The sequence below is a fragment of the Myxacorys chilensis genome (assembly GCF_059505265.1).
In genome coordinates, this window is record NZ_JCACKG010000211.1 from 34,226 (window position 1) to 49,901 (window position 15,676).

Annotated in this window: 19 protein-coding genes; 15 read left to right on the forward strand and 4 right to left on the reverse strand. The window is 48.8% G+C overall.

Annotation, left to right across the window (positions count from 1 at the left end; genetic code table 11):
• The first annotated feature begins 129 nt into the window (after positions 1 to 129).
• The 4 genes from AC5JLB_RS20860 to AC5JLB_RS20875 all read left to right on the forward strand — a co-directional run bounded on the left by AC5JLB_RS20860 (position 130) and on the right by AC5JLB_RS20875 (position 1,688).
• Positions 130 to 405: a hypothetical protein gene (locus AC5JLB_RS20860; protein ID WP_495875741.1), complete on the forward strand. Its 276-nt coding sequence runs from the start codon at positions 130 to 132 to the stop codon at positions 403 to 405.
• Entirely contained in the window at positions 402 to 773 is a 372-nt protein-coding gene (locus AC5JLB_RS20865) for a clan AA aspartic protease (RefSeq protein WP_495875742.1), read from the forward strand. Before AC5JLB_RS20860 ends, AC5JLB_RS20865 begins: the two co-directional genes overlap by 4 nt.
• Positions 774 to 859: 86 nt before the next feature.
• Complete coding sequence (locus AC5JLB_RS20870; protein ID WP_495875743.1) at positions 860 to 1,291, forward strand: NUDIX domain-containing protein; 432 nt, start codon at positions 860 to 862, stop codon at positions 1,289 to 1,291.
• Positions 1,292 to 1,301: 10 nt separating this feature from the next.
• Positions 1,302 to 1,688: a RidA family protein gene (locus tag AC5JLB_RS20875; protein WP_495694755.1), complete on the forward strand. Its 387-nt coding sequence runs from the start codon at positions 1,302 to 1,304 to the stop codon at positions 1,686 to 1,688.
• 47 nt (positions 1,689 to 1,735) lie between these two features.
• Here the strand turns inward: AC5JLB_RS20875 and AC5JLB_RS20880 are convergent, their stop codons facing one another.
• Positions 1,736 to 2,419, reverse strand: a complete 684-nt coding sequence (locus AC5JLB_RS20880) for a phosphorylase family protein (RefSeq protein ID WP_495875744.1) — start codon at positions 2,417 to 2,419, stop codon at positions 1,736 to 1,738.
• Between the two features lie 168 nt (positions 2,420 to 2,587).
• Here AC5JLB_RS20880 and AC5JLB_RS20885 point away from each other — a divergent pair, with 168 nt between their 5' ends.
• The 10 genes from AC5JLB_RS20885 to AC5JLB_RS20930 all read left to right on the forward strand — a co-directional run bounded on the left by AC5JLB_RS20885 (position 2,588) and on the right by AC5JLB_RS20930 (position 13,365).
• Positions 2,588 to 5,230: an efflux RND transporter permease subunit gene (locus AC5JLB_RS20885; protein WP_495875745.1), complete on the forward strand. Its 2,643-nt coding sequence runs from the start codon at positions 2,588 to 2,590 to the stop codon at positions 5,228 to 5,230.
• A gap of 4 nt (positions 5,231 to 5,234) precedes the next feature.
• Positions 5,235 to 6,224: a hopanoid-associated sugar epimerase gene (hpnA, locus tag AC5JLB_RS20890; protein ID WP_495875746.1), complete on the forward strand. Its 990-nt coding sequence runs from the start codon at positions 5,235 to 5,237 to the stop codon at positions 6,222 to 6,224.
• Positions 6,221 to 6,373 (forward strand): hypothetical protein, encoded by a 153-nt coding sequence (locus AC5JLB_RS20895; protein ID WP_495875747.1) that lies wholly within the window; start codon positions 6,221 to 6,223, stop codon positions 6,371 to 6,373. The genes hpnA and AC5JLB_RS20895 overlap by 4 nt, the downstream gene beginning before the upstream one ends.
• Positions 6,374 to 6,376: 3 nt before the next feature.
• Positions 6,377 to 7,396: an adenosyl-hopene transferase HpnH gene (hpnH, locus tag AC5JLB_RS20900; protein ID WP_495875748.1), complete on the forward strand. Its 1,020-nt coding sequence runs from the start codon at positions 6,377 to 6,379 to the stop codon at positions 7,394 to 7,396.
• A 65-nt stretch (positions 7,397 to 7,461) separates the two neighbouring features.
• The gene (locus tag AC5JLB_RS20905; protein ID WP_495875749.1) at positions 7,462 to 9,138 is read left to right on the forward strand and encodes an ArnT family glycosyltransferase; all 1,677 of its coding nucleotides are present in this window, start codon (positions 7,462 to 7,464) and stop codon (positions 9,136 to 9,138) included.
• Between the two features lie 117 nt (positions 9,139 to 9,255).
• Complete coding sequence (locus AC5JLB_RS20910; protein ID WP_495875750.1) at positions 9,256 to 9,912, forward strand: Uma2 family endonuclease; 657 nt, start codon at positions 9,256 to 9,258, stop codon at positions 9,910 to 9,912.
• A 121-nt stretch (positions 9,913 to 10,033) separates the two neighbouring features.
• Positions 10,034 to 11,503: a glycolate oxidase subunit GlcD gene (glcD, locus tag AC5JLB_RS20915; RefSeq protein WP_495875751.1), complete on the forward strand. Its 1,470-nt coding sequence runs from the start codon at positions 10,034 to 10,036 to the stop codon at positions 11,501 to 11,503.
• Positions 11,504 to 11,724: 221 nt separating this feature from the next.
• Complete coding sequence (locus AC5JLB_RS20920; protein WP_495875752.1) at positions 11,725 to 11,940, forward strand: hypothetical protein; 216 nt, start codon at positions 11,725 to 11,727, stop codon at positions 11,938 to 11,940.
• Between the two features lie 140 nt (positions 11,941 to 12,080).
• Positions 12,081 to 12,923 (forward strand): YwqG family protein, encoded by an 843-nt coding sequence (locus tag AC5JLB_RS20925; RefSeq protein WP_495875753.1) that lies wholly within the window; start codon positions 12,081 to 12,083, stop codon positions 12,921 to 12,923.
• Positions 12,924 to 13,083: 160 nt separating this feature from the next.
• Complete coding sequence (locus tag AC5JLB_RS20930; RefSeq protein ID WP_495875754.1) at positions 13,084 to 13,365, forward strand: DUF433 domain-containing protein; 282 nt, start codon at positions 13,084 to 13,086, stop codon at positions 13,363 to 13,365.
• 60 nt (positions 13,366 to 13,425) lie between these two features.
• Here AC5JLB_RS20930 and AC5JLB_RS20935 read toward each other — a convergent pair whose 3' ends face one another.
• Positions 13,426 to 13,683 (reverse strand): TIGR02450 family Trp-rich protein, encoded by a 258-nt coding sequence (locus tag AC5JLB_RS20935; RefSeq protein ID WP_495875755.1) that lies wholly within the window; start codon positions 13,681 to 13,683, stop codon positions 13,426 to 13,428.
• A 163-nt stretch (positions 13,684 to 13,846) separates the two neighbouring features.
• Between AC5JLB_RS20935 and AC5JLB_RS20940 the strand changes: the two genes are divergently transcribed.
• Positions 13,847 to 14,611, forward strand: a complete 765-nt coding sequence (locus AC5JLB_RS20940; RefSeq protein WP_495875756.1) for a pentapeptide repeat-containing protein — start codon at positions 13,847 to 13,849, stop codon at positions 14,609 to 14,611.
• A 3-nt stretch (positions 14,612 to 14,614) separates the two neighbouring features.
• Here the strand turns inward: AC5JLB_RS20940 and AC5JLB_RS20945 are convergent, their stop codons facing one another.
• Both AC5JLB_RS20945 and rsmD read right to left on the reverse strand, forming a co-directional pair.
• Positions 14,615 to 14,935 (reverse strand): hypothetical protein, encoded by a 321-nt coding sequence (locus AC5JLB_RS20945; RefSeq protein WP_495875757.1) that lies wholly within the window; start codon positions 14,933 to 14,935, stop codon positions 14,615 to 14,617.
• 27 nt (positions 14,936 to 14,962) lie between these two features.
• Entirely contained in the window at positions 14,963 to 15,505 is a 543-nt protein-coding gene (gene rsmD / locus AC5JLB_RS20950) for a 16S rRNA (guanine(966)-N(2))-methyltransferase RsmD (protein WP_495875758.1), read from the reverse strand.
• Between the last annotated feature and the right edge of the window lie 171 nt (positions 15,506 to 15,676).

Here is a 15,676-nt window from a genome sequence, read left to right on the forward strand (position 1 = left end):
GATTATGCTCTGATTTAAGGTGCGATCGTGGTTGAAGCTTAGATCTTGAGAGCAACCTGCTGAAGCAGTTATCTCCAAGAGATCGCCTAGATTAAAATGAAAGGGCAACCATTGAAACAAGGTCAACCCATGGCAGTTCGCCAACCCCGCTACAGCAAAGAGGAATTTGCTCGACGTGGCGATGAGATCTACCAATCTCAGGTGCGTTCCCAAGTCGAGGAAGGCAATTATGGCAGAATCGTTGCGATCGACATTGAAACCGGAGCCTTTGAAGTGGCAGACAACACGATCGTCGCAGTCGATCGCCTCTATGAACGATACCCCGATGCTCAACCTTGGGTGATTCGGATTGGACATCGTGCAGTCTATCGGTTTGGTTCCCGGAGCCTGAAGCAATCGGTATGATGCAAGGCTTTGTGAGTCAGAGTTGTGAAGCCATGATCCAGGTTGCGGTTGGTCATAGTAATGCTTCTAAGCAAATGATTGAGGCAGTGATTGACACAGGCTTCACAGGTTTTCTATCTCTTCCCTTCTCGATCATCGAGTCTCTTAGCTTACCGTGGATATTTCGTGACGTTGGGACATTGGGTGACGGCAGTGAAGTTATCTTCGAGATGTACCGCGCAACCGTAATTTGGGACGGTCAAATCCAAGTTGTGGACGTAGCAGCATCAGATGCAGATCCACTTGTAGGAATGAGTTTGTTGTATGGATTTAAGCTTCAGATTGAAGCTATTGAAGGCGGGCTCGTTACCATCGAAGCGATGAGGTAGTTTAGAATCTCTCCGTCAGGCAAAATCTGAGTCTCCCAAAATTCTGATTTCAACTATTCTAGAAACGTTGCAACGAGCGAAAATCTGTGGATCACAAAAACCCGTTTCCGGCGGTCGATATCATTATCGAAATGATTGATCGTCCAGAGCGCCCGATCATTTTGATTGAACGACACAATCCGCCTTATGGCTGGGCCATTCCCGGCGGATTTATGGATTATGGCGAACCAGCCGAAGAGACGGCTCGGCGGGAAGCGATGGAAGAAATCGGGTTAGAGATTCGGTTAGTTGACTTGCTGCAAGTGTATTCTGACCCTGCCCGCGATCAGCGTCACCACACGATCAGTATGGTGTACATCGCGACCGCAACAGGCGAACCGAAAGCGGGTGATGACGCCAAAGATGTCAAAGTAATCAATATTTGGGAGATTCCGAAAAACCTGTGCTTTGACCACGATCTCATTTTGCACGATTATTTACAGTACCGAAATTATGGACTCCGCCCCCACTTATGTTGAGAAAGACCCTATGAGAAAGATTATTCGTACCGATGCGGCTCCCGCTCCGGTTGGACCCTATAACCAAGCGATCGCGGCTCAAGGTCAACTCGTGTTTGTGGCAGGGCAAATTGCCCTCGATCCGCAAACGGGTACAATCGTTGAAGGAGATGTGTCTGCCCAAACCGAACGGGTGATGCAAAGTCTAAAAGGAATTTTAGAGGCAGCGGGCGCAACGTTTGCAGATGTGGTGCGAACGACGGTCTTTCTAAAAGATATGAATGATTTTGCGACAGTAAATAGTGTGTACGCCCGCTATTTTGACGAGGCAACCGCGCCTGCTCGTGCCTGCGTCGAGGTGTCCCGATTACCGAAGGATGTGTTGGTTGAAATTGATTGTATTGCCGTGATTGGGTAATGGGTAGGATGCCCGATGGATCGGTAGAGACGCGACATGTCGCGTCTCTACGACGGTTGACGCGATCGCTGATCAATCCCAGGTTCATCATCCAGACATTCCACGACGAGCCGCGCTACTCTCCGCAACGATCGCAGCCCGATCAGCGATCCCCGAATCAATCGAAATCCTTTAATTGGATGTCGAATCAGTCCGATCGCCAGCGGCAGCGATCGCAGCTTTCCATCCGGATCAATTGCCCCCGTCAAATCCGGTACGTCCTCATGCACATCATCACTGACCACTCGTACCATCGTGATTGCCGCACTGAGCGACATCACCGCCATTCCTTCCATATCAACCACGTCAGCGTTGTGGAGCTTGCCTAAGGCTTGCTTTTCGCTCGCTAAGGCAATGATGCGATCGCTTGTCAATGCCCGCACAGGTGTCAGGTTCAGGCACGTTTGCAGACGTTGGGTAAGGGCGCGATCGCACTCTTTCACTTGTCCTAATCCATCCATGCATTCCTGATACAGCACGACCTCTCCCACTCCGTAGCGAGGAGACAAACTGCCGCACAATCCCATGACTACCACCTGAGAAATTTGAAGATCAGTCGAGTGCAGAAAGCGCTGCACCGCAGAGCATCCAATCGGAATTGCCTCCACTCGTGGAGGATTGGAGCAACGGCTTAACTCCTGACAAACGGCTTGATGTTCAGCCCCTTGGGGAACGAGAATCAGTAGACTCATGGAACATTTAATCGCGTGAATGGAGCGCTAAATGTGAGCAGCTTTTCAGCATAGCGTTTCCGGACTGAGCAATTGACCTAAAACTAGAAGAGCCGACTGAAGCTAGAACGTTAAAATATTCAGACAGACTAGTTTGAATTTTTATAGTGTGTTATCGGGTGGGGATTCATGCAACAGCCAACTCAAAAGCCAAAAATTCGAGAGTTTCTTAATATTTCTCGTCTTGCGATCGCCTTTCCAAAGCTGACGATCGGCTTTTGGTTGGCGACTATAGTTGCTGGGATCATGGCATTTAGTTCCCTCAAGTACGCGCTGTTTCCGGATATTGCTTTTCCGGTGGTGGTGGTAAATGCTCAAGCTCCGACCCAGAGCGCAACGGATACTGAACGCACGGTTACTCAACCGATTGAAGATGCGTTGCGATCGCTCCCTAACGTCAACGATGTCCGCTCGTCGTCCTATCCGGGTCAGTCGGCAGTAAGCCTTTCGTTTCAAGTGGGCACCGAGCTAGAAGCGTCTAGCCGCGCTGTAGAAACGGCGATGAAATCGGCATCATTGCCGCAAGGCTCTACCTTCAAAGTAATTCCGCTCAACCTCAACGAATCTGCTGCGGTCAGCTATGCGATTGACAGTTCATCCCGCTCCTTGAGCGACCTATCCAAACTGGCAAACGAACAGATTGTGCCAACGATCGCAGCCCTCCCTGGCGTTCTCAAAGTCAATCTTCTTGGCGAACCTGCCGCTCCCCCTGATCCCGCGTCCCTTCCCGCCGCTTCTCCTCTCGGCACGTTGGTTCGGTTTAATGGCAACGACGCCCTATCCATTCAGGTGATCAAACGCGGTAATGCTAACACCTTAGACGTGGTTGAGGCGGTTGAGCGAGAAATTTCTCGCCTGCGAAGCACCCTACCCGATGTGCAACTTTCCTTAGCAGCAACCCAGGCCGAATACATTCGTAAAGCGACGAGTTCCACGATCGAGGCTCTCGTTGAAGCTATTGTGCTTGCTATTATCGTAATCTTTCCATTTTTGCGAAACTGGCAAGCTACTTTTATTGCGGCGGTTGCCATCCCCATTTCGCTGCTCGGCACGTTGATTGTCATGGCGATTTTTGGATTTAACTTGGAAACCATCACCCTGTTAGCATTAGCGTTGGTGGTGGGTAATGTCGTCGATGATGCGATCGTTGAAGTTGAAAACATTAGTCGTCATATTGAAAACGGAGAGACTCCTAAGCAAGCTGCACTTCACGCGACCGATGAGATTGGCTTAACCGTCACCGCGACCACGTTTACAAATGTCGCGGTGTTTTTGCCGATCGGTTTGATGGGCGGCGTCGTCGGTCAATTTTTCAAGCCGTTTGGCATTACCGTATCGGCGGCAATGATCATGTCGCTCCTGGTAGCCAGAACCCTGACTCCAGTGATGTCACTCTATTTACTCAAACGCCGACCCGAACAGTCTGCGCCTCGTGTCGGGCGGATTTGGACATACTTTAGCGATGCCTATCGCAATCTGTTAAGGTGGTCGCTTCGTCATCGCTGGATTGTTGTGGGCATTGCGCTCCTCAGTTTTGCGGGAGGGTTAGCGATCGTGCCGTTCATTCCCCAAGGATTTATTCCCAAACTCGATCGGGGGGAATTTAATGTTCGCTATACTGCTCCCCTGCCCCAAATTCCCTCCCGTGAAGCCCTGGCTGCCGATCCTAGCTTGCTGGCTCAGATCAATCCGCTCCAAAGTTCATTAGCAGTGGCAAAACAGCTAGAAGATGCGGTTAGAAAAGCACCCGGTGTTGAGACAGTGTTTACAACCGTCGGGTCGCGAGAAGGTGAACCCAATAAGGGCGTGCTGTATGTGAAGTTGAGCGACGATCGCTCCATCCCAACGGCTCAAGTCCAGGATCAATTGCGAACGACACTCCCTCAAATTGCGGGCGTAACGACTGGCGTTGAGGATATTCCCTTTGTAGAAGCTGGAAACCAGAAACCTTTACAGGCTTCCATTCGAGGCAATGATATTGCCACCCTTACTACCGCAGCCACAAACTTGAAGAACAAGGTTCAAACGTTGCCAGGATTTGTTGACGTTACCCTTAGCGGAAGTACCATCACTAACAATACGATTCAGCAGATCGATCGCCAGAAGGGAGAACGAGCCGTCGAAATTAGCGCTAATCTTAGCGAAAATCTTTCGTTAGGAGATGCCACGAAAAACTTGGTAGAGGCGTCAAAAGGCGTTTTGCCACCAGGCGTAACGTTAGGTTTGGGGGGTGATTCGGCAACCAGCAACCAGATCTTTAGGAGCTTTGGGACAACGTTAGCCCTCTCAGCGCTCTGCATTGTTTTGGCATTGACGACACTTTTTCGGAACATCATCGATCCATTAGTGATTGCGTTGTCATTGCCATTGGCGCTAATTGGAGCAATGTTGGCGCTTTTGTTGACTCAAAGTGATTTTGGCATGGTTTCGCTGATCGGATTTGTGTTTCTGCTAGGGTTGGCGAACAAGAATGCAATTCTGATTGTGGATTACATTAGCCAGTTGCGACGAGAAGGACTTGAGCGCAGCGCTGCAATTCTCAAGGCAGGCCCGATTCGCCTCCGTCCTATCCTCATGACAACTGCCTCCACCATTTTAGGCATGGCTCCGCTCGCCCTAAAATTTGGCGCAGGAGCAGAACTGCGATCGCCAATGGCAATTGCAATTTCCGGTGGACTCATCACCTCGACGCTGCTCACTCTGGTTGTCGTTCCTGTGGTGTATACCCTGTTTGATGATCTCAAACCGAAGAAATTTAGCCGCAAACCCTAATTCCATGAAAGCATTTGTCACAGGCGGAACCGGATTTGTCGGCGCAAATTTAGTGCGATCGCTGCTTCAACGAGGTCACAGCGTCCGGGCACTGGTTCGACCCAACAGTGTGTTAGACAACCTGCAGGGATTGGATCTAGAGCTTGTAAATGGTGACTTAACCGACCCAGATTTAGCGCGATCGCTGCTGGGATGCGATGCCCTATTTCACGTCGCCGCCCACTACTCGCTATGGCAGCGCGATCGCGACGCTCTCTATCACAGCAACGTGATTGGCACTCGCAATATCTTAGCTGCCGCAGAGCAAGCAGGAATTGAGCGAACAGTTTATACCAGTTCTGTTGCGGCGATTGGGGTTGATCCGTCTGGGCAACCTGCTACCGAGCGCTATCAATCTCCGGTTGAAGCGTTGATCGGAGCCTACAAACAATCGAAATATTGGGCAGAACAAGAAGCGATCACGGCGGCTAAGGCAGGACAAGACGTGGTAATCGTCAATCCGAGTACTCCGATCGGCGCGTGGGATATCAAGCCTACGCCCACTGGAGATATTATTCTGCGATTCCTCCAGCGTCGAATGCCCGCTTATGTTGACACCGGACTGAATTTGATTCACGTCCGGGATGTAGCGCAAGGACATCTGCTCGCGTGGGAAAAAGGACGTTCTGGAGAACGTTACATTTTAGGCCATCAGAACCTGTCGCTGAAACAATTGCTCGACCATCTCAGTCAACTGACTGGGCTGCCCGCCCCGACGCGATCGCTGTCGGCCTGGATTCCCCTCAGCGTCGCCTGGATTGACGAACAAGTTCTCACCCGATTCGGCAAAACCCCCTCTATCCCTATCGACGGAGTGAGGATGTCGCAGCATCCAATGTACTACGATGCAACAAAAGCCGTTCAGGACCTTGGCTTACCCCAAACCCCTATCACCACTGCTTTGAAAGATGCCGTAGACTGGTTTGTATCGAAAGGTTACATAAAAAAGGGATGAAGGATGAGGGACGCCTTACGGCAACGCTGACGCAAGGAGGGATGGAGGCAGTAATGCGAGTGGCCGCGATCTTCAATCCCGCCCTGCTTTCCAATTCATCTCATCCCTCATCTCTCATCCCTCATCCCTATCCTCGTGAGGAGTCCTAATTTATGGCTATTCAGTTACAGCAAGCAATTTCAGTTGGTTCTTACTTGGTCAGGCAGCGACTGTCAGGGCGCAAGAAATTTCCGCTCGTGCTGATGCTCGAACCGTTGTTTCGCTGTAATCTTGCTTGCACAGGATGCGGCAAAATTCAGCACCCTGTTGAAATTCTCAAGCAGAATTTGACGCCCGAACAGTGCTTTGCGGCCGCGGAAGAATGCGGTGCGCCCGTGGTTTCGATTCCAGGAGGTGAACCGTTGCTGCATCCGCAAATCGACGAGATTGTGCGGGGCTTGGTGGCAAGAAAGAAATTTGTCTATCTCTGCACCAACGGCATTTTGCTTGAAAAGAGTCTCTCCAAATTTGAGCCGTCGCCTTACTTTAGCTTTAGCGTTCACCTGGATGGAATGCGGGAATGGCACGATAAATGTGTCGATCGTAAGGGCATCTTCGATACGGCGGTTGCTGCGATTAAAGCCGCGAAAGCAAAAGGATTCCGTGTCACCACCAACACGACCATTTTTGAGGGTGCTGACGTTGGCGAGATGCAGCGGTTCTTCGACTTTCTCAGCAGCGATTTGAAAGTCGATGGCATGATGATTTCTCCTGGCTACGGCTACGAGTGGGCACCTGATCAAGACCATTTCCTCAAGCGCGAACAAACCAAAGCCCTGTTCCGCGAAATTTTGGCACCGTTTAAAGCGGGTCAAAGATCTTGGGTTTTTAACCACAACCCCCTGTTTTTAGACTTTCTCACAGGTGACAAAGATTATGAATGCACTCCTTGGGGCAGCCCTAGTTATAGCGTTTTGGGTTGGCAAAAGCCTTGTTATCTCTTGAATGAAGGTCATTACAAAACCTTCCGCGAACTGATTGACAACACCGATTGGAGTCAGTACGGTCGCAAGAGTGGCAATCCTGAATGCGCAGACTGCATGGTTCATTGCGGCTATGAACCAACGGCAGCAGTCGATGCGATGCAGCCGAGTAACATTGGGCGATCGCTGGGTGCAGTCTTTGGAGGATAATCGGAGGGATGAAGGATGAGGGATGAGGGATGAATAAAGAGGGGATCAAGAGGTGGAGTAATTCCTTGAAACGACTTAATGCAGTCTTACCCTTCATCCCTCATCCCTCCTCGCGAAGCGGGTCGAAGACCTCCCTCATCCCTTACTTCTCCCTCCTCCTCTGGGTGTTGCCCTTGGTGATTCTGCGGAGCACTCAGCAAAGTCTGATGGCACACGACGAAGGCATTTATGCCATGCAGGCGCGATCGCTGCTCTTGACCGGAGATTGGGTCACGCCGCAATGGGGAAGTGGCTATAGTTTCGATCGTACGATTGGCATTCAATGGCTGATTGCGGGTTGCTTTTGGCTGTTTGGCACAAGTGAAGGAACGGCGCGATTGCCAAGCGCGATCGCGTGGATTTTGTCTGTCTTGCTCACGTATCAAATTGGGTGTTTTCTGCTCAATGCTCGTTTAGCGTGGCTGGGAGCGGCGATTTTTAGCGTTATTCCTCTGGTTGTGCAATATGGACGCCTCGCGACCCAAGACGCTGTTTTAGTCTTAATCGAACTGGTGGGAATTTGGGCGTTGCTGGAAGCGGGTAGCCAGAAGCGCCCTTTTTGGTACATTTTGGCAGGCTCGATGTTTGGCGTGGGATTTTTGATCAAGGGATTTATGGTGATTCCGGCCGCGATCGCGCTGCTTCCCTACGCGATTCGTCATCGCCACCTGCTGAATCCGTGGCTCTATTTAGGTTTAGTTCTGGGTGCAGTTCTGCCCGTTGGCTGGATGCTCGCTGCCATCCGACAATACGGTAATCTTTCGCCTGTTGAAGGACTGTTTGGAAAACTCTTTCACCTGGGAGAACAGACCTATTTAGGAGCGGGTCGCTTTTACTATTTCTGGAATATTCCAGCCAATGGATTTCCGTGGGTATTTTTTGCGTTGGGTGGCGTCTGGTGGACGCTTCGGGATCAACGGCTTCGAGAATTAGTCAGTTCAAATCGAAGCTGGTTATTGCTCGTTGGCTATCCAGCTATTTTGTTTGTTGAATTAACGCTATTCGGAACAAAAACGCATTATTACCCGTTGCAACTGATGCCGTTTGTAGGACTGTTGGCCGCGATCGCGCTCGACCAATTAATCCATTTTTATCAAACTCGTCAGAACCGCACTCTGCTCACCAGTCTGAATTTGCTACTCGGATGTTTAGCGCTAATCTTGATTGCTCTTGCGGTTGGAATTCAAGTCTCACCGCAAATTCGCGCAGCTTTGGGCGAAGACGTTGAGCGAGGCGCGATCGTGGGATTGCTGATTGGTTTAGGTTGGTTAGGAACAGCGATTGCGTGGTTTAGGCGTGAGCAGATCGGACTCGTTCGCTCGTCTCAACAGTGGATGGCGGGGCTATTACTCACCTCCTGGTTAGCGTTGGCGACGATGAATTTAACTGGATTTTGGGGAAATTACAGTCCTAAATTGAAGACATTTTTGCAGCAATCAACTGTGCAAGCTGTGCTGCGCTCTCATCCAATCAATTTTGTCGTCAACGAAGAAAGGCTGAGCCGGGGCGATCGCAAAACCTACCTGCTGCTTAACTTCTATACCCCAAACATTGGCACGTTCTCAACCCAAAACATTGATACTTCGTCAAAACTGCGCCAAGCAGCCTACGCTTGGATTGATCCAAACTTGGCAAAACTGCCTCATCCCAACAAGCAAATCGTTGCAACGTTTGAAGGCTGGCAGCTAGTGTCATCAAAGTAGGGCTGAGGTGAAGTCAGCATGATTCTTTGCGAATGCGAAGCGTTACTACAGGCGTCCCTTTCTAAAAGACAAAGATGACAGACTTATACTAAAACCATCTATCACTCGTAATCCGTTATGGTCATGCTGCAACTTCGGCAACTTGTCGTTCATCCTGGGCAACGAGTCCAACTTCAGGAAGTCAACTGGAGCGAGTTTGAAGCGATTCTCGATGAGTTGGGCGAGCAGCGTGCAAGCCGAATTGCTTACAGCAATGGGATTTTGGAGATTCGGATGCCCTTACCAAAACACGAAAAAGCCAAAGTTTTGATCGGGGATATGGTCAAAATTCTTCTAGAAGAACTTGATCTTGACAAGGAGTGTTTTGGTTCTAGCACTTTGAAACGCCAAGATATGTCAAAAGGGATCGAACCTAATGATTGCTTTTATGTTGAAAACTCCGCTCAAATGATTGGGAAGGATCGCATTGATCTAACAGTTGATCCACCACCCGATCTTGCAATTGAAGTTGATGTTACCTCTAAAACTGAACTGGATGTCTATCAAGCATTAGGTATTCGAGAACTGTGGCGCTTCAAAGACGGAACTCTGCAAGTTAGTCTTTTTCAAAATGGGCAGTACTACGATTCAAAGACAAGTTTGCACTTTCCTGATTTTCCCATCATTGATCTCATTTCTGAGTTTCTTGATCAGGCTCAAACAGCAGGACGCAGCCAAACTTTGAAATCTTTTCGTCAACGGGTGCAAGGCTTAATCAGCACCTCCTCAAAATGACGAGACAGCAATATCTGTTAGTAATATTGCCAGTGATAAATGAAAAGCTCTGAGGCAGCAGTGGAACACCAAAACTTGCTTCAGTGCGGTACGGTAAACGTAGCGTTCCAAATTACTACCTATGATCGCGCTGGAAACTGGGCAAGACTGGCAACAGATCGTCAAAGAATTTGAGGCGATCGTCGGCAAAAATGGCGTCGTTCGCAAGCGAGAAGAATTACTCGTTTATGAATGTGATGGTCTCACGAGCTACCGAGAACGCCCTGCTGTTGTCGTCTTGCCGCGCACTACAGAAGATGTTTCCGCGATCGTAAGGGTATGCGATCGCTACCGTGTCCCTTTCGTCGCACGCGGTTCAGGAACGGGGTTGTCTGGGGGCGCACTGCCGATCGAAAACTGCGTTCTGATCGTCACCTCGCTAATGCGTCAGATTCTGAGCGTCGAGCTTGAAAATCAGCGCGTTGTCGTGCAACCCGGCGTGATCAATAGCTGGGTGACGCAAGCCGTGAGCGGAGCTGGGTTTTACTATGCGCCTGATCCATCGAGTCAGATTATTTGTTCCGTTGGTGGCAACGTTGCAGAGAATTCTGGCGGTGTGCATTGCCTCAAATATGGCGTCACGACGAATCATGTATTGGGACTAAAAGTCGTGTTGCCCAATGGCGCGATCGTCGATCTGGGCGGCGACTTACCAGAAATGCCCGGATACGATCTCACAGGCGTCTTTGTCGGATCAGAAGGCACACTCGGCATCGCGACAGAGATCACCCTCAACATTCTCAAAACCCCCGAATCGATCTATGTTCTACTTGCTGACTTCACCAGTATTGAAGCCGCAGGCGCAACCGTTTCAGACATCATCAGCGCAGGCATCCTTCCCGGCGGCATGGAAATGATGGACAACATGAGCATCAATGCCGTGGAAGATGTTGTGAAAACAGGCTGTTATCCTCGCGATGCGGCAGCAATCTTGCTGATTGAGGTGGATGGGTTAGAGATTGAAGCTGAGGTAAACGCTCTGCGGGTGGCAGAAATTTGCCGGCATAACGGGGCGCGGGATGTAGCGATCGCAACCAAACTCGAAGACCGTCTCACGATTTGGAAGGGGCGCAAAGCCGCTTTCGCCGCGATGGGTAAAATGAGTCCCGACTATTACGTGCAAGACGGCGTGATTCCGCGCACGAAGCTAGAATACGTGCTGCGAGAAATTGAGTTACTCGGTGCGAAACATGGCTACAACGTTGCGAATGTGTTTCATGCAGGCGACGGAAATTTGCATCCGCTCATCCTGTACGACAACTCAGAACCGGGAGCGCTAGAAAAGGTCGAAGAATTGGGCGGTGAAATTCTCAAACTCTGCGTCAAAGTCGGCGGCAGCATTTCTGGAGAACATGGCATTGGAGCTGATAAACGCTGCTACATGCCGGAAATGTTTACCCCTGCGGATCTAGCAACGATGCAATGGGTGAGAGAAGCGTTTGATCCCCACGGCATTGCAAACCCAACAAAGATATTTCCGACGCCTCGCACTTGTGGGGAAGCGGCGCGATCGTATACAGGTCAAGAAATTAAGGGAGCAGAACGCTTTTAGAAGACGCGCCACTTCATTAGATAGTGATTTGGCAGTATTTAGAATTAAGCGGTTTCAAAGTTACCAAATAGGCAATATTTGAGAGCAACTAATGGAATAATTCTTTGGAGTTTGGCTTTGCCAGTTGATTAACACAAAAAAGGTAGAGGCAATTGAAGTCTCTACCTTTTTCGCATTTTTGAGAAGATATAATGTCACATTCGTTTTGGAGATTAGCAACAATGATTCAAATGAAGAGTGAGCAACAAATCTTACAGGAAGGACTGCAAATTCTTTTAGCCCACATGGAGCCGTCCGAGGTTGCTCGATTTTGGGCAGCCTGTAATCTAAGAGGGGGCAATTATCTTAAGCTGAAGGACGAACTTTTCGCACAAGAGTCAGTAGACAGTGTATATTCCAAGATCCTGGATTTTCAGTCCTCGGTAAAAGAAGCCTAACGTTTCTGTAGGAGCGGCGAGCATAGTTCTTTCGCTTCGTTTTGAGCATATCTGCCGCCGCATAACTTCACCGTTAGACTGCTTCATTTCAGTTCTCTATCATGTGTGATGTATGTTGAATTACTGCGAGTACCAAAGATATGGTGAATCTTGATCTCCCAGGTGATTTAGAGAGCTTTAGAAGCAAGCTCGAACCAACGGTTAAAACATATATTGATATTCAAACGCGGTTTACTAGAAAGACAACAATCTGGCAAAGCAAGTTTGCAGGATTTCCATATTTACCTAAAGATTTTGAGTATCCTACAACCCCAGAAGGTGATTATCTTCATTTGCTTGCACAAATCAACTTTGACGAAGTTCCAAATTTAGCAGGGTTTCCAAGAACAGGAATTCTTCAGTTCTACATTGCCAGGGATGGAATGTATGGTCTGGATTGGGAAAATCCCACGAGGCAATCCAACTTTCGTGTTCTCTACTTTCCGGAACCAGATCTAAATGAGAACAATCTCATTACAGATTTCGATTTTCTGCCTACATTGTGGGACTACAGTAAAGAATTCATTCCCTTCTATGTTTTTCCTTCCTATGTTCCTCATCGAGATGATTGTTTCGCGCTCAGTTTTGATCTGAAGGCTGCACCAATTTCTGACTGTGATTATCGATTTGAGGAATTGATTGGTAACGAAATCTGGGACGTGTTTCAGGCAGATAACTACGCGCTTGGGACAGAATATCAGGAGAGGTTCGTGAATGGACATCGAATCGGTGGTTATCCTCACTTTACTCAAGCAGATTTTAGGGAGGCTTTACCGGGGAACGAGGAGCCATATGTCTTACTGCTACAAATTGATTTCGATCCAGGTGAAATGGAGAAGATTTCTATTGAGTGGCGCGACCTTGGTGTAGGTAACTTTTGGATTAAGGCTTCCGCATTGAAAAACCTGAATTATACAGAGATTCTGTATAATTGGGACTGCTGATAGTGAACTGAACCAGTCGAAGCGATATACATCCTTCCGCTTCGTTGAAGTTTAAGCAGTCTAACATATCCCGTTTCACGCCGACTGTATCGAGTCTTGCTGTTGAAGTTCCAGTAGTTAATGCGGGTGAACGGGGTCGTTAGACACAACACAAAAAACTATGATTCAAGCAACAGAGCATCTTTATATTGTTAGAGACGATCGTATTCTAAGGGGTGAGCCAATTATTAAGGGAACACGTACATCTGTTAGAGCAATTGTCGAAACTTGGCGAATGGGAACTGCTCCTGAAGAAATCCCAAAAGGTCTACCTCACTTAACATTGGCGCAGGTGTTTGATGCGTTGAGTTATTACAGCGACCATCAAGATGAAATCAACGTTTATATTGAACGCAATCGCATCCCGGATGATCTGATTGATCCGTCGGTGCGAGGTTTATGAGTGATTTATTCATCCGCTTGTATCTGGATATGGAAAATCAAGTTTGGTACATCTAAAACGTCACCAACTCCTCTTCAATTCTGAATCTTGAATTTCTTCTAGCGATCGCCAACCCGCCTCCCACTGATCTCGATTCTTGAGCAGCTTTGCGTTCATCCAAAATCGAACCGTTGGGTCACACGCGGCAGTCATTTCAGCAAACACCCACTGACCTTCATTTTTTCGATTCACAACTTGAAAATGTCGCCATCCCCACATCTCCTCTGTTGCCGTCCATTTAGAGCCAAGGAGATGGGGAAATTTTTGTTTCTTAGGCATGGAGCTTAGATAGAGCGTACGTATATCTACGATCGTGCCATAAATTCTGAATCACAACTTCTAAATCCAAGTACGATGGGGTGTTCTAGAGTACTTTCACGGGCATTCTAGAGTTTGTTTTAACACATCAAACTTGCTCAATACATTCCTCACCCCTAAACTCATGAAATTGCGTTTGCTACCCGTTGTCCTTCTAGTCAGCGTTTGTCTTCCTGCTCAGGCAGAGAACTTAGAACACACTCAAAAATTGCTATCGACAAAGCAATGTCAAAATTGTGACTTGACAAGAGCAGGATTAGTATTTGCTCAGTTGAGCGGCTCGAACCTAAGTCAAGCCAATCTTGCTGGCGCAAATTTAAGCCAAGCCAATCTTGTTGGGGCAAATTTAACTGGGGCAAACCTAACTGGCGCAACCTTAAATGGCGCGAATTTGAGCGGGGCAAAGTTAACAGGAGCGAACCTAAGCAGCGCCGATCTGCGGAATGCTTATTTGGCCGATACAGATTTAAGCGGAACGCGCCTTGATTATGCGTTGCTACAAGGCGCGATCGGGCTATCTGCTACGACTGGAAATGCGACCGATTTTTACCGTTGGGGAGTCGAGGCGGGCAGTAAGAAACAATACGAGCGTGCGATCGAGAATTTCAATCAAACCCTAGCGAGGCAACCCGATTTTGCACCTGCTCAACTAGCGCGGGGTATGGCTCGATTAGAATTGGGTGATCAGTCTGGGGCAATTCAAGATTTAGAGTACGCCTCAACCCTGTTTACTCGCCAAGGAGACACAGCGCAGGCTCAATCGACTCAAGCCGTAATCACCGTGCTTAAAACGCCTGAGAAAGCACCCAAAGATAGAGGTGGCAATGGTTTAGGTCCGGCCATCCTGAGTACCCTCGGTAGCTTGGTCAAAATGTTCTTACTGCCCTAACTCCTACTTAATCGGAATAAACGGAAACACTGTCTTAATTAATCTCCGTAGTCTAAGGAGATTAATTGTTCGTCGCACTTTCGGTGAAACTTGCGTTTTTGGATCGATCGGTTGAACTGAACTTTGCAGTTGAGTCTCAAGCTTTGCGTACTCGGCGGCAGTGAGGGGTTCGCCATCTAGCGGCGATCGCGCCTCTGTAATAATCTCGGTTCGCAGGATTTCTTCCGGTAAATCGTCGGCAGGCGGCAGTGCAACCGCTAGTGTAGGAACCAAAAACGGCAGGAACGACGAATAAAGCGCAATTTTGAAGAGAGATCGAGCCATAGGGGTGGATTCATTCCTACTGAAATTCTACTCTTCTTTGCGTTGATAGAACGTCAGGGCGGTGTTGCCGTAGCGTTTTTGACGAACGACTTTTAATCCCGCGATCGCGAATTGTGAACGGTCGGCACTGTGTTCAACCGCAATCTCGCCCACGATCGCTAATCGCTGAAATTGCGCGATCGCATTTAACACAGGCTCATATAATCCACTGGCATAGGGCGGGTCAAAGTAAATCCGATCAAACTGCCCTGACAGCGATTCCAACCGATCTACAACATCACCGCGCCATACTTGAAACTGTTGTTCTGGCTTGGCGACCTGCCGCCAATTTTGCTCAACGATCGCACAGGCTCGGCTCGATTGCTCGATGCCAACCGCGATCGCGGCTCCCCGACAGAGCGCTTCTGCCCCCATTGAGCCACTTCCAGCACACAGATCCAGCCAGCGACACCCCTCGATCGTGCCTTGCCAAATGTTAAAGAGCGCTTCTCGAACCCGTGCTACCGTTGGGCGAGTTTCTTGTCCAGGAAGGGTTCTTAGTAACCGATTGCCATAAATTCTCACACTCATGATTTCTACGATACATCGGCTCATTACTGAAGAAGTGCAGACGATCTCGAAAAATATTCAGAATTGTCCGGATAGGTCTCTGTATTTGGGAATAGTGGAATGGTAGATGCACCCTGATTATTCACCCTGGCTTCGGCTGGGGTTTTTTATTTTGGGGTTCAGAATGAGAAT

What these genes read in the sequence shown, in the direction of transcription:
- AC5JLB_RS20860 (WP_495875741.1), top strand. Translation starts at nt 130, where the DNA reads ATGGCAGTTCGCCAACCCCGCTACAGCAAAGAGGAATTTGCTCGACGT.
- AC5JLB_RS20865 (WP_495875742.1), top strand. Translation starts at nt 402, where the DNA reads ATGATGCAAGGCTTTGTGAGTCAGAGTTGTGAAGCCATGATCCAGGTT.
- AC5JLB_RS20875 (WP_495694755.1), top strand. Translation starts at nt 1,302, where the DNA reads ATGAGAAAGATTATTCGTACCGATGCGGCTCCCGCTCCGGTTGGACCC.
- AC5JLB_RS20880 (WP_495875744.1), bottom strand. Translation starts at nt 2,419, where the DNA reads ATGAGTCTACTGATTCTCGTTCCCCAAGGGGCTGAACATCAAGCCGTT.
- AC5JLB_RS20885 (WP_495875745.1), top strand. Translation starts at nt 2,588, where the DNA reads ATGCAACAGCCAACTCAAAAGCCAAAAATTCGAGAGTTTCTTAATATT.
- hpnA (WP_495875746.1), top strand. Translation starts at nt 5,235, where the DNA reads ATGAAAGCATTTGTCACAGGCGGAACCGGATTTGTCGGCGCAAATTTA.
- AC5JLB_RS20895 (WP_495875747.1), top strand. Translation starts at nt 6,221, where the DNA reads ATGAAGGATGAGGGACGCCTTACGGCAACGCTGACGCAAGGAGGGATG.
- hpnH (WP_495875748.1), top strand. Translation starts at nt 6,377, where the DNA reads ATGGCTATTCAGTTACAGCAAGCAATTTCAGTTGGTTCTTACTTGGTC.
- AC5JLB_RS20910 (WP_495875750.1), top strand. Translation starts at nt 9,256, where the DNA reads ATGGTCATGCTGCAACTTCGGCAACTTGTCGTTCATCCTGGGCAACGA.
- glcD (WP_495875751.1), top strand. Translation starts at nt 10,034, where the DNA reads ATGATCGCGCTGGAAACTGGGCAAGACTGGCAACAGATCGTCAAAGAA.
- AC5JLB_RS20920 (WP_495875752.1), top strand. Translation starts at nt 11,725, where the DNA reads ATGATTCAAATGAAGAGTGAGCAACAAATCTTACAGGAAGGACTGCAA.
- AC5JLB_RS20925 (WP_495875753.1), top strand. Translation starts at nt 12,081, where the DNA reads ATGGTGAATCTTGATCTCCCAGGTGATTTAGAGAGCTTTAGAAGCAAG.
- AC5JLB_RS20930 (WP_495875754.1), top strand. Translation starts at nt 13,084, where the DNA reads ATGATTCAAGCAACAGAGCATCTTTATATTGTTAGAGACGATCGTATT.
- AC5JLB_RS20935 (WP_495875755.1), bottom strand. Translation starts at nt 13,683, where the DNA reads ATGCCTAAGAAACAAAAATTTCCCCATCTCCTTGGCTCTAAATGGACG.
- AC5JLB_RS20940 (WP_495875756.1), top strand. Translation starts at nt 13,847, where the DNA reads ATGAAATTGCGTTTGCTACCCGTTGTCCTTCTAGTCAGCGTTTGTCTT.
- AC5JLB_RS20945 (WP_495875757.1), bottom strand. Translation starts at nt 14,935, where the DNA reads ATGGCTCGATCTCTCTTCAAAATTGCGCTTTATTCGTCGTTCCTGCCG.
- rsmD (WP_495875758.1), bottom strand. Translation starts at nt 15,505, where the DNA reads ATGAGTGTGAGAATTTATGGCAATCGGTTACTAAGAACCCTTCCTGGA.